Below are 12,532 nucleotides of genomic sequence, written 5' to 3'. Positions count from 1 at the left end.
GAATTTTCATCGGCTCAAATGTATTCCGTCACTGCGCCGCGAGACGCGCAGTCCGAACGGCTCCGCGATATGCTTCGCAAATGCCTCGGTATCGAGGAGCCTGAAACGACCGGTTGCCTGGAGGTTCGAGAGCTCCGGATCATCGAGGATGATCGGCGATTTTGCATAGCGGTTGGCCTGCTCGATCAGCGTTCCGAGCGCTACCGTCCGGTATTCGACCCAGCCAGCCGGCCAGTCGCGCGTATCCGCGGGAGGCGCCGCCAGAACAGTCGGCGTGACATTCTCGGGCGAGTAGACGATGGGCTGATTGATCACCAATGCCTTGGTCGTGCCTGCATCGGTGCTCAGATCAGCAGATCCGGCGCGTAGCCGAACATCAGCGCGCCTGGCAGCGTCGAGTTCGACGTCGACCGTACCGGCTTTCGAGACGACCTCCCTTCCACCCGCCTCGATCGCGAACGGGCGGGGATCGTCCTTCACGATGAACCGCGCGCGCCCCTTGTGGAGACGCGCGTGACGACGGGTACGGTCGATCGTCACTTCGACCCGGCTGTCGGAATCGAGCGTGATGTCGGTCCCATCCGACAGCGAATAGGAGCGGATCTCGGCATGGCCGGTTCTGAAGCTTTCTGCAGTCGCCGGTGACGCGATCAGGTCGGAAATCGGATTGGAGGTAAGACCGATTGCAGCTGCCGCAATTGCCGCGGCCGCGGCCGTCGCGAACCAGATCTTCCGCCGGCCGTTCCCGGCGCCTCGCGACGGTTCTGCGGTCTCAGGGCGACCCGGTCCCCAGGGCGTACCTTGCGCGTGACCTGCGCGTTCCTGCGACATCTCCGGGCTGACCCCTGGCAGGTCGGGAAGGATGTTGAACTTTCGGCCGAGCGCGGCCTCGATCAGCGCGCGAATCGCGTTCGGCATGTCGGCCGAGAACATCACCGATGCGAATGCCTTGCGGTTCTCCGGCGACGCTGCATACCACGCCTTGAGGCCCGCGATATTCTGCTCGGAAGGATCGGAGGAGAGGTCGGAGATCCAGCCGGCCGCCTGTCTCAGAAGCGGCGATGATGGAAGGTCGTCGTGCGACGCCTCGTCGGTCATCGATGTTCCTCCACGGCCGCCGCAATGAAGGCGTTCGCTCGCGTCATATGATATTTGACCGTATCCATCGCGATGCCAAGCTCTTCACTTATCTGCTGATATGACAATTGCTTGTCCCTGCGCATCAGGAATACGCGAAGCGTCTTTTCTGGCAAGCTGGCGACGGCGTCATTGTAGATCCGCAGCAGATCCTCCGCCTCGATTGCCAGTCCCTGTTCCGGCGCAACGCTCAGCTCGCGCTCATCGTCCAATGGAAACATCACAATGTTGTTTCTTTCGCGGCGGCGTGCCCGGTCGATGAGGAGATTGCGGGTGATCCGTCTGATGAACCCGATCGGGTTCGCGAGCTGCGAGGCCTGCTGGCTGCCGGCGGCGCGCGCGAATACCTCCTGCACCAGATCAGGCGCGCTTTCGCTTCCCACACGCCGGGTGAGGTAGCGTAGCAGCCGGTCGCGCTCGGCGCGAAACGTCTCCTCGAGTGTCGGCACCGGCAGCGGGTCGGCCTCGAGCGCGATCGCATCCGACAGGCTGTTGTGGCAGCCGGACGATACTGAGCGCGGCGGCCGGTTCGGCGGTGCGGGCGGGCAGGGCGAGAAGGGCACGAAAACGAACCTCACGCGGCATTGTCCAGCCCGAACGATGTCGGACTGCCGCAATACCAGCGCGATGCCGCCATCAGGCGACAAACGGCGCCATGATATCCTGCGGCCGACGGACCGTCCTGGTCTGTCGTTCTTGATGCCTGGCTATGATCGAGACGCCCTGACAGCCAGGGTCATGGCGTTGAAACAACATGATTCATGCCGATCGGAAAGGCAAGCCGGTGCAATCGCAATGGTGATTGTTCAAGCCGCGGCGCGCTCGAGTTCCGCGATCCGCTCGGAGCAGATTTCATGGACGACCCGGCCGAGTTCCTCGATCCGCTGGCTCAGCCATTTCAGTTCGGCCTCGGAAATCTTGTAATGCTTCGAGTACCTCGCCTTCACATAGGCGTCCTTCAGCTTCTCGAAGGTCGCTTGCTCGAAACGATTCTCGCGCGGCCAGGCATCAACCAGCCGTCGATCCAGCCGCTCGGCCTGCGTTCGCAGAAAACCGATGTTGTGAACATGGGGTGTGTAGAAGGTCACCACGAGAAGGACGCAATTGTACAAGCTTTCCGCCGTCTGATGGAGATCAAACGCGGCCTGCTTCGAGTAGCCTTTATCGACGAGGAATTTGGCGGCTTCAAAGCGCTTCATCGCGTTGGGAAACCACTCATCGAAATATTCCCGCGCCATCTCCAGCGCCTTCGGCGGCGTCTTGGGCTTGGGTTCGTGCAATTCGGTAGGGAGCGTCTGGTAGATCGCGATGCCGTCGCGCTTCACGTCCATGAAGAAGTAGCGGCCGTGCGCGAGGCCGTCGTTCACCTCCTGCAGCGTGTGGACGATGAAATTGACCGGGGTGTGCAGCGCCTTGGTGATCGCAAGCTCGCGGTTGAGCCGCTCCTCAAGCTTGAGCCAGTAATCGACGCGATCGGTCAGCCGCTTGTCGTTGACGATGATCAGCAAATCATAGTCCGACTGATAGCCCTTGGCGGTGTGCGGCTCGTCGACCCAGCCGCCGCGCGCATACGAGCCATAGAGGATGATCTTCTCGATCCGGCCCTGTTTCTTCCACTTCTGCTTCGCGAGGGCGAGCGCGTCGTCGAATTCCTCGAAAACGATCTGGACGACGCGTTCCAGTTCGCGGCGCTTCTGTGGGGGGAGGTGGTCGAGGTCGGTCCGCATCGTGGAACAGGCTAGCAACATCGAGACTCCGATGCACCCCTGAAAGTGCGTCGGAGCGGCCTATCGCGGCGCCTCGGCAGGTGCAACTTCAAGAGCTTGGGGTGCTCGGAACAAGCATGCCGGGGCGTGCCCGCACGGCGACTCCAGCTCCTCTCGGCCATATCTCAGGCGTTTTAAGATTTTCGGGCGGCATTTTCGGCCGCGCCGTTCAGGGCCTCGCAGGGATGCTGAGGTGCGCTCCCGCGCTTTGAGGTCATTTTTTGGTAAACACGGCGACCATGATGAGCGATCCGAACAGGACGACGCTGAGGAAGAGGAAAACGAGATTGATCTGGCGCGTGCTCTTCAGCACCTTTGCGTGCAGATCGGCCGCGGAAATCAACGTTCCTCTCCGCGCCGCTTCGATCGCCTCCATCAATTCGCGGCACTCAATGCCAAAGTCGTCCGGAATGATCTTTAGGAGATTGCCCTCGCCGTCGACCTTCATCCTGACGGAACCGGGACCCCGGCCGTTGGAAGAATAGACCGCGTCACCGAGTTGAGGCCAGGAATAGGCTCGCGTTGTCCCGAAACGCGTATAGGTCAGTCCGCCCGTCGTGATGACGATGCTATCCGGCTGGCCCACTCGCCTGAAACCGAGATAATAAGCGAGGGCCGCAAGCCCGCCGCCGATCAACGCGAGCACGCCAATTATGATGAGCGCGCCTGCGGGCGCTTCGAAAGCCCGCCTTCCGTCGAAGCAGATCCACAGGATCAGCGGCAGCAGGAACACCGCCGCCAGAACGAGCGTCATGCTGCCATCCGCAGCCCCGCGCCACCGATCGGTGGTATAGGCGATCTCGCTGTCGGTTTGCACGATCATCGATGCTGCAAGCTCCCCGGTTGCAATGACCGCGGTTATGCAGCGGCAGAAATTGTCTTTAAATTAAAGCGCGATCGGTGGCCCTCTGGCTCGATCGAGCGCTGGCATCGGCCGGGACGAACGGACGGTTTGATGGTTCAGCCTTCCAGCCGCGGGTCGGGACCGAAGGAATTTGGTCCATTCGTTCCGGCGATCAGGCACAGAACGATGATGATGATGCCGCACAGGCCCGAAAGAAGGTTGGCAGGGGATCGCTCCGCGGTAAGGATTTCATCCACATTGCCCCGAAGCTCGGCAATCATGACCGGAATTCTCAGAAGCACCGCCAGGAAATACAATGAACTCCATTGTGCCGATTTGTTCTGGTCATGCAGCCGTCGAACAAGAAGGGCGAACATCGGGATCATCGTTGCGACCTGAAAGGCCGAGGTAAGCGCCACCGCCGCACTTGCGGGAAGAAGCGTCGTGACGAGAAACTCGAAGATCACACCTGCAAGGGCGGTTGCGATCCAGTAATAGATGACCTCGGTCCGCCGCGAGCGGCCGGAGAGATCCGCGAACCCGGTGATGGTTCGCCGCAAAAGCTCGGCATTGTCGCCGAATGAATCCTGATAGGCCATCGCGCCCCTCCATTGCGGGTCTGACGGACCAGCGGAGGCGTCGCAACGGGTAAATTGCACCAGAATGGAACCAATCGACCCGGTGAGTCCGGGTGAATTCGATCTGTCTCGTTTCGAAAAAATACCCCAAATTAAATGTATTGCCTGAATAGGTCCTCACGCCGCATTCTCCGCTTCGAGTGAGCCTCCTATCCTTCTTGTGGTACGCATCCTCGGCCGCGGTAGGGCAGGAGGCGACCAGGTATCGCCGTTCCTGTGTGGTGGCGCGAACGTCCGGTTCTGACAGGAGCCGCCGGCCGGCAAGCGCCCTCTTTTAAAACGCTCATGCGGAAACTTGCGGTTCCAGGAATCGTCCGTTCGTCCATCTCGACGCGGACGATGATGATGAGGAGGAACGTATGACCTTGGCCGGACTTTGCGGCCCGGCGGCTTCTCCAAGATACGACTCCGATATCTGAAAATCGGCGATGGCGGGGTGACGTGACGCTCGGCATTACTTTGCGTCGACGACCGCACTAGAGTAGCGGCTCGATGGATGGACAACCGGGAGTGATGGGTGAGCAGCGAATCATCGTCAAGGAGTGCCGAAGCCGCCATCGGCAACTCGCCATCGCCCGGACCGTGTCTCAATATCGCGCCGCTGAGCTTCTCGGACGATTGCTTCCGCGCAGGTCGTCAGCCTTACGCCGACGAGGAGACCTATCGTGCGCTGCGCGAACGGCATCGCGCAAGCCATGTCTTTCGCTTCGATGTTCGCGACGGGATGATTTGGAACGTCGCTGTAGTGCCCGACGTCGCACCACTCGGCGAAACACAGGTCGCGCGGGTCGACGAGCATCTTCTCCTTCTGGGCAAGGTCGTCCAGCATCTGCTCCTCGAATGGCTGCGCGCCACCCGTACCATCCTCCGCCCCGTGCGCCCGCTGCAATGCTGGGGCAATCGCAAGGCGGCCTTGCTGTCGGCCGCGATCCGAGAGTGTAATCTCCAGCCGGTTGAGGGTCTCGATGTGCTCGTGCGCCACAGCTTCGATACCCGCGTCCTTCAGACGCGGGGCGCCGCCGCCCCAGCCTTCCTCGCGCTCCTCCTTGACGTCGACACATCCAACGAGCTCGCGATCTCCGGTGACGCACTGATCGATGCGCGCTTCGACCTCATAGGGCGGTGGGTCTGCCGCCATGCGCCGGTCGAGGATGGTATGCGACCACGCCTAGAAACGCTAGGTCGCGTCATCGGGGTTGAGAACGGGATCCTCCGGCTGGCTGATCCCAGCGGCGACGATAGCGTCGCGGCTAAGCATGTGCTTCTTGAGCCGCGCCAGGAATATCTCGAAGCCCTCGTGCACCACCAATATGACCGCGCGGCCCACCGCATCTTGACCGGCTTGGCCAAGCGGCGCCGGGACTATTGGTCTGGCGCCCAGAAGCTCGATCACATCCGGCGGACCCTTGAAGGCGTCCGCGACAAATTCGCCAAGGACCTGCATCTGCCCGATGGGCTCATAATCCGTGTCGGAACGCTCCTCGGTGCCGGCGACCCGCTCTTTCCCGATACGATCGAGACATCGCGTCCGACATTCCTGTTCGGGGCACAGGGTAGCCAGACAAACCGGTCGCCCGATGCTGGCGTCAAAACCTTCGGTCCGTACAAATATATGCAGCATGCTCGTAACGCGCCGTTGGTCGCCGTGATCTGCGAAAAGGGTAAGGAAGGCAGTGCCGACGAACTGGCGTGCGCGCTACGCGACGGCTTTCCGGATGACGTCTGGCGCGAGATCGTTAGCGGGCGCCCCAACCCCAAGGTCAATCCCTTCCAGGGTGGACTCGTGGGAAAGTTCCGACTCGCCCGCGTGCAGTTTGAGTTCGAAGCGGCGGCAAATTCTTCTGTCGACGCGTACGAGAAAGCTATCCAGCAACTGCTGGGCCGTCTGCCCGCGGCCCCCGATCTCGCGCTTGTCCAGACCCGACAGGCCCATCGCGACCTGCCGGCGCCAAGCAATCCCTACCTGATCTCGAAAGCACGGTTCATGACTGCCGGCGTGCCGGTCCAGGGTGTCCGTCTCGAGACCATCGAAAGCGACGAAGCCGGTCTCGCTTACACGCTGAACGGCCTTGCGCTGCAGGCCTATGCTAAGCTCGACGGCCTTCCCTTCGTCATGTCCATGCGTGGGCCGGCTACGCACGAGCTTGTCATCGGGCTTGGCTATGCCGAGACACGTGAAGGGCGGTTCGGCATTCGCGATCGCTATGTTGGCCTGACCACCGTCTTTCAAGGCGATGGCCGTTATCTGGTTTGGGGCCAAACGAAGGAGGTCGAGTTCGACGAATATGCCGACGCGCTGATCCAGCAGCTGCGCACCAGCATCGCTTATGTCCGCGAGCAGAACAACTGGCAGGCCGGCGAGACGGTCCGTCTGGTCTTCCATGTCTTCAAGCCGTTGAAGAACACCGAAATCGATGCGGTAAAGGCGGTGGTCCGCGAATTGATCGCCGATCGCCATGCGGTGAAGTTCGCCTTCGTTAATATCTCGCAGCACCACGAATATCTGCAATTCGACCCGTCCCAGCGCGGCAAGGATTATTGGGCGGGGCGGGGTGATCGTCGCCTGAAAGGCGCGGGCGCGCCCACGCGCGGGCGATGTCTCCAGCTCGGGCCCCGAACCGCTCTGCTGCAGCTAATCGGGGTCGACGAGGTAAAGACGGATCAGCAGGGCCTTCCCGTGCCACTCCTGATCGACCTCCACGCGGATTCTGACTTTACGGACATCACCTATATCGCCCGGCAGATCTTCCATTTTTCCTGTCTGTCTTGGCGGAGCTTTTTCCCGTCGCACGAGCCGATCACGATCCTCTATTCGCGATTGATCGCGGCCTCCCTCGCTAACCTTAAGCCGGTACCGGGGTGGAACAGCGCCGTGTTGGCCTCCGAACGGCTGCGCGGCTCGATGTGGTTCCTGTGACCCCGCAGGCGTTGCTGGCGGATCGCCTAGCGGAGCTTTGCAGGACGATTGCGTCTTCGGCGCAGGACGCCGCTCCTTCGGCACTCGGCTTTGCTGAGCGGCTATGTCGGGGCGGAGATGTCGCAACCGACTGGATGCTTCCCGCCGCGTCGATCGCGGACGCCATCGAGGCGGCGCGCTACGGCGGCGTCCCGGCGATCGCAAATGCCGGCTACGTCCTTGCCCTCAGCGACGATGCGACGGCCGCCCTGAACGCCCGGGCCTTCCTCGACGAGATTGCCCGCCTACGCGGACGGCCCGGTACCGCGACCGGTCAGATGCTCGCCGACGACATCGCGCTTCTCGGCGTTGCCGACGGCCTCAACCGGATTCGCGATTTAGCCGACGCGCGGGACGAGCGGACCTGGCTTGCAGCCTATGCGGACTCCTGGTCCGGGCCGCCCCACTGGACTGGTCGCGCCCGGCTGCTCGCTGCCGACCTGATGGACGGGCGCGGGCGCCTCAAAGCGGCTGCGCCGGGCGGTGATGTCGACGCGCAGGCACTCGAGCTCGCTCTCCGCCGTGTCTGGCCGCTTGCCGCGACCCTCTCACCGGCACCGTCCGACGACCAGCGCATTGCGACGATGACCGCGCTCCTGCGCCGGACCGCACCGGTTGCAGGCGAGCTCGAGCGCGCCGCCGCCTGGTCGGTGGGACTTGCTGTGCTCTCGGGGGAGGCGGCGGTATCGCTCGTCCCCACGGTCGACGAGGTCGTAACGATCCTGCGCGCGACGCAAGGGGCGCTCAAGCGCTGGCCCTGGGAGGAGGACGGCGCACGACGGCGGGGCGCGCGCTGGCTCATCGACCGCGAGGCGCATGTTCAGGCCTTCCTGTACGCGATCCTCTATCCCCGCTTCGGGGCGTCGCTCTGCGACGAGCGCTACACTGCGTCGACCGGCCTAGTGCAGCCTCGCATCGACTTCGGCATTCGCGACCTGAAGCTCGTCATCGAGGCGAAGGTCGTGCGCAACTGGGCCGAGGCGGCCAAGATCGAAACCGAGATCCGCGAAGACTGCGTTCGCTATTTCGAGCGGCCGGAGGAGTGGAGCCGCATGGTCGCCTATATTTATGACGATGCTGACAGCTCCCATCCCGAGCGATGGGACAGCCTGCGCGACGCGCTTAGACGGCACGACACCCGCATCATCGACGTCGTCTTCGTGCGGCGCCCGAGCAGTCTGCCACCGCGCTCCGACGAAGCTCGTATGACGGCGCGATGAGCCTGAATGCCGCCTCCTAGGGCGCCTCTCTGCGGGCTGTCGGTCGGCTCAGTTGATCATATCGAGCACGCTTGTTTCCGAGCCGCTTTATCGGACTGGCGGCGTTCAGCCATTCGCATGCGAGGTGCGTGGCGGCTCCGCTTATCGTGAAGATGATGCTAGCGTCGGCGAAACCGCGATTGACCTCGCGATCAGACAAAAACGGGAACGCTGAACGTGAGAATATCAAGGGTTCGCATCGTCAACTTCGCCAACTTCTCGAACCTCGACGTCCAGACCGGCGATAGCATCGTCGTGGTTGGCGAAAATAAGGTGGGAAAGAGCAACTTCCTGCGAGCTATCCAACTCATCCTCGATCCTGCCTTGTCGGAGCGGGATCGCCAACTCGGCTTGGATCAGTTCTGGGACGGCCTCGGGGAAGAGAAACTCGGCGCCACCGTTGAAGTATCGGTCGAGCTTACCGACTTCACCGACGATCCGCGCCTGATGGCGCATCTTAATGATTGCATTGTCGATCCCGGTCCGCCGATGGTTGCCCGGCTGACCTACCGGTTTCAGCCGAAGGCTGGGCTCGAAGGTGATCCCGAAAGTCTCGCCGATTACGAGTACGTGATTTTCGGCGGCGACGACCCTGACATGGTGATCGGCGCGTCGCTGCGCCGTATGCTGCCGCTCGATGTTCAAGTCGCACTTCGCGACGCCGAGAAGGATCTGTCGAACTGGCGCAACTCGCCGCTGCGGCCGTTGATCGAGGAACTGGCCACCTCGTTGGACGAGGAGGCGCGGTCCGAAATACAGGAACAGGTGAACGCTGCCCAGACGGAGCTTGTCGGGCGGGCCGAGGTGGTCGCAACGGCTACCCGCATTAGCGACCGCCTGTCCGCGATCGCCGGCACGCAGCACGCAACACCTGTCGCGCTCGGACTTGCACCGACGCGGCTAGATGCGCTCCTGCGGAGCCTGCGCCTTCTCATCGACAATACTACTCGTGGCATCGCGGACGCGAGCCTCGGCACCGCCAATCTGGTCTTTCTCGCGCTGAAGAGCCTCGAACTCGACCGCTTGGTCGCTGACGGTGAGCGAGACCACACCTTCTTCGCCATCGAGGAGCCCGAGGCGCATCTCCACCCGCACGTTCAGCGCCTGGTCTACCGCTACTTTCTTGATGGGACGGACGGCGACGAGGATGAGCCGCCGCTGACGACGATCCTCACGACCCATTCCCCGCACATCGCCAGCGTGACGCCGATCCGCTCCGTAGTCCTGCTGCGTCATGACCCCACAGCGGGAGCTACGGTCGGAGTGTCCACCGCCGCCGCGCCGCTCACCACGCGCGATGAAGGCGATCTACAACGCTACATTGACGTGAGCCGCGGCGAAATGTTCTTTGCTCGCGGCGTCATCCTGGTGGAAGGCGACGCAGAGCGCTTCCTCGTCCCGGCTTTCGCAGAGGCGCTTGACATGCCGCTCGACATGCTGGGCATCACGGTCTGCTCGGTGGCCGGCACCAACTTCACCCCCTACGTCAAGCTGCTAGGATCGCGGGGTCTCTCTATTCCGCACGTCATCATAACCGACCGCGATCCGAACGGAACGCACCCACCGTTTGTCCGGCGGCGCTTGATCAGCGCCCTCGAAATTGTCGACGAGGACGTCGACTTCGATGCGATGGACGCCGACGAAGTGATCGAGCACGCTGAGCCGTTCGGGTACTTCGTCAACGGTGACACGCTCGAGCTCGAACTGTGGCGAGGCGGGCTCGCCCAGCGGATGCAGCGGGTGATGCTACGCGAGCTTTCGCTTGTTCAGGCGGCAAGAAATCGGATCCAAGGTTGGGTCGATGATCCGGCCACGCTGGAGCCCGATCGGCTGCTCGGCTACATCGAGCGGATCGGCAAGGGCCGCTTCGCTCAGGCCTTAGCTCCTCGAGTCACCGCCGCCGCCTGTCCTGACTATATCCGCCGTGCGCTGGAGCACATCCGCGATGCCGTCGCGTAGCATCAGCGCAGCCTATCTCGGCCAAGCGGCCGATCTCGCCGGCAACCCCGGCCAACTCGCGGCTTACGACTCGACCGGCCACTGCGTCGTGCTCGCCGGCCCGGGCAGCGGCAAGACGAAGACGCTCGTCCTAAAGCTCGCGCGCATCCTTGCGGAAGACGTTCGGTCCCCGCGCGGAGCCGCTTGCATCACTTACAGTCAGGAGTGCGCGCGCGAGCTGACCCGCCGGTTGGAGGGGCTCGGGCTGCGCGAAGCGTCCAATCTCTTCATCGGGACAGTCCACGGCTTCTGCCTGCGTCATCTGCTCATGCCCTATGGCCGGCTCGCGGACCTGCCGCTGCCGTTCCCGCTCACCATGGCGACGCAGCGCCAGAGCGAGGCGCTTCTCAAGCGCTCGGGAGACCGGCTATTCGGCGTCAATCACCCTTGGAAGTCAATCGATCTCGGACGACACCGTCGCTCGGTACTCGACCGCACCGCCGACGATTGGGAGGCCGAGGCAGAACTCGCGGCGTGGACGGAGGCCTACGAGGCGGAGCTGCGCCGCACCGGTCTGATCGACTTCGACGATTTGATCGTCTTCGGTCAGCGGTTAATCGCCGAGCATGACTGGGTCTTGCCGTTGGTGCAGGCCAAGTTTCCCGTACTCGCTGTAGACGAATATCAGGATCTCGGTGTCGCTCTCGACCGGATCGTTCGTCGGCTTGCGTTCGAAGGTGATGTGCGGCTCTTCGCAGTCGGCGACCCGGACCAATCGATATACGGCTTCACCGGCGCCGATGGCGGATTGCTCACGGACCTCGCCGAACGAGGCGACGTTGAGCGCGTGCAGCTTCAGCTCAACTATCGTTCGGCCGCGCGGATTGTCAGCGCCTCTGAGATGGCGCTCGGCGAAACGCGCGGCTACCAAGCAAGTGATCAGGCGCGACAGGCGGTGATCGCCTTCGTGCCTTGCGATGGCGGTCTCGCAGGACAAGCCGCGCACGCTGTCGCGGAGATCATTCCCGTCGCGCTCGCCTCGAAGCCGGGGCGGAGCCTCGGCGACATCGCCGTCCTCTACAAGGACTTTCGCGCGGGTAACATCGTGGCCGATGCCGCGACCGCCGCCGGCTACGATTATGTGCGCGTTGACACCGCCGCGCCCTATCGCAAGGTCGCGCTCACCAGTTGGATCGAGGATTGCGCGGCCTGGTGCGCGGGTGGCTGGCGCGAGGCCCGACCGCAGCTGCGCGGGCTTCTTGACCGTTGGCATGGCTTCCGGCGCACGCGCGTCCGCGACCAGCAGGCGCGGGACGAGGCTCGGCGCCTGACCGCCTTGCTCTGGTCGTTGCGAGATGACGAGGCGCCCGCCCGCGGGTTCGTGGCAGCGATGCGGGCCGGCTTGTTAGACGCGCTGATGGCTACGGAGCCGGGCCTCGCCGATCAACGCGAGCAGGTCGACCGCATGACGGAGGCGCTGGCAGTAGGGGGCGCACTAGCCGAGGTGGACATGGCTAGCTTGGGAGGCCGCGACGGCTCGCCGCTACACCTGAATCTGCTCACCCTGCACTCGGCGAAGGGATGCGAGTACGACGTGGTGATCATGGTTGGCCTCGATCTCGGCAGTTTGCCGTGGCATAACGAGTCGCCTACCAAGCTGCGGGAAAGCCGGCGACTTTTCTACGTTGGCCTGACGCGCGCGCGCGACGAGGTTCACATGCTTTATTCGGGGTTCGTCGATACCCCGCGCGGGCGGATGTACCGCGGCCGCTCGCCATTCCTCGACGAACTCGAGCAGCGCATGGCTGAAGCGGGGACCGCCTGATCGATGCCGATGTTTCAGTTCCGCGAGGTCAGTCGTCTGAGCTTATACGCGGGTGTAACACCGACTGACGAGTGTCCCGAGGTTGGGGCGGGCGGTGCGCCCTCGACCACCGCTTCTGGGTCATGCCGTTAACAGCGAGCAGGCGGATGATTCTTCAATGGGACGTCGG

The 12,532-nt window shown here is 63.1% G+C and carries 9 protein-coding genes; 4 read left to right on the top strand and 5 right to left on the bottom strand.

The features are described from left to right. Nucleotides 1-6 precede the first annotated feature (6 nt). The 5 genes from NED98_RS10680 to NED98_RS10660 all read right to left on the bottom strand — a co-directional run bounded on the left by NED98_RS10680 (nt 7) and on the right by NED98_RS10660 (nt 4,346). Nucleotides 7-1,098 carry a FecR family protein gene (locus NED98_RS10680; RefSeq protein ID WP_265312964.1) on the bottom strand — a complete coding sequence of 364 codons (1,092 nt, stop codon included), beginning with the start codon at nt 1,096-1,098 and terminating at the stop codon, nt 7-9. Next, a complete protein-coding gene (locus NED98_RS10675) occupies nt 1,095-1,715 on the bottom strand; it encodes an RNA polymerase sigma factor (protein WP_265312963.1) in 621 nt (206 codons plus the stop codon). The genes NED98_RS10680 and NED98_RS10675 overlap by 4 nt, the downstream gene beginning before the upstream one ends. A 228-nt stretch (nt 1,716-1,943) precedes the next feature. Next, nucleotides 1,944-2,864, bottom strand: coding sequence for a nucleotidyltransferase and HEPN domain-containing protein (locus tag NED98_RS10670; RefSeq protein WP_265313109.1), 921 nt, complete (start codon nt 2,862-2,864; stop codon nt 1,944-1,946). Between the two features lie 253 nt (nt 2,865-3,117). After that, nucleotides 3,118-3,726, bottom strand: a complete 609-nt coding sequence (locus NED98_RS10665) for a hypothetical protein (RefSeq protein WP_265312962.1) — start codon at nt 3,724-3,726, stop codon at nt 3,118-3,120. 137 nt (nt 3,727-3,863) lie between these two features. Next, nucleotides 3,864-4,346 (bottom strand): DUF805 domain-containing protein, encoded by a 483-nt coding sequence (locus tag NED98_RS10660; RefSeq protein WP_265312961.1) that lies wholly within the window; start codon nt 4,344-4,346, stop codon nt 3,864-3,866. A gap of 556 nt (nt 4,347-4,902) precedes the next feature. Here NED98_RS10660 and NED98_RS10655 point away from each other — a divergent pair. From NED98_RS10655 to NED98_RS10640, 4 genes are all read left to right on the top strand, one after another. Continuing rightward, on the top strand, nt 4,903-7,302 hold the full coding sequence (locus NED98_RS10655) for an argonaute/piwi family protein (protein WP_265312960.1): 2,400 nt from the start codon (nt 4,903-4,905) through the stop codon (nt 7,300-7,302). A 134-nt stretch (nt 7,303-7,436) separates the two neighbouring features. After that, the gene (locus NED98_RS10650; protein WP_265312959.1) at nt 7,437-8,561 is read left to right on the top strand and encodes a PD-(D/E)XK nuclease domain-containing protein; all 1,125 of its coding nucleotides are present in this window, start codon (nt 7,437-7,439) and stop codon (nt 8,559-8,561) included. 216 nt (nt 8,562-8,777) lie between these two features. Beyond that, entirely contained in the window at nt 8,778-10,559 is a 1,782-nt protein-coding gene (locus NED98_RS10645; RefSeq protein ID WP_265312958.1) for an ATP-dependent nuclease, read from the top strand. Continuing rightward, nucleotides 10,546-12,363, top strand: a complete 1,818-nt coding sequence (locus tag NED98_RS10640; protein ID WP_265312957.1) for an ATP-dependent helicase — start codon at nt 10,546-10,548, stop codon at nt 12,361-12,363. Before NED98_RS10645 ends, NED98_RS10640 begins: the two co-directional genes overlap by 14 nt. The last annotated feature ends 169 nt before the right edge of the window (nt 12,364-12,532 follow it).

The organism is Sphingomonas lycopersici (assembly GCF_026130605.1).
In the GTDB taxonomy this organism is placed as follows: domain Bacteria; phylum Pseudomonadota; class Alphaproteobacteria; order Sphingomonadales; family Sphingomonadaceae; genus Sphingomonas; species Sphingomonas lycopersici.
The sequence above is the reverse complement of the archived record's forward strand: the minus strand, read 5'-3'. Positions and strand labels throughout refer to the sequence as shown.

Excerpts from the sequence above, each read along its gene's own strand:
- NED98_RS10650 (WP_265312959.1), top strand. The coding sequence starts at position 7,437 with ATGCTTCCCGCCGCGTCGATCGCGGACGCCATCGAGGCGGCGCGCTAC.
- NED98_RS10665 (WP_265312962.1), bottom strand. The coding sequence starts at position 3,726 with ATGATCGTGCAAACCGACAGCGAGATCGCCTATACCACCGATCGGTGG.
- NED98_RS10670 (WP_265313109.1), bottom strand. The coding sequence starts at position 2,864 with ATGCGGACCGACCTCGACCACCTCCCCCCACAGAAGCGCCGCGAACTG.
- NED98_RS10640 (WP_265312957.1), top strand. The coding sequence starts at position 10,546 with ATGCCGTCGCGTAGCATCAGCGCAGCCTATCTCGGCCAAGCGGCCGAT.
- NED98_RS10680 (WP_265312964.1), bottom strand. The coding sequence starts at position 1,098 with ATGACCGACGAGGCGTCGCACGACGACCTTCCATCATCGCCGCTTCTG.
- NED98_RS10660 (WP_265312961.1), bottom strand. The coding sequence starts at position 4,346 with ATGGCCTATCAGGATTCATTCGGCGACAATGCCGAGCTTTTGCGGCGA.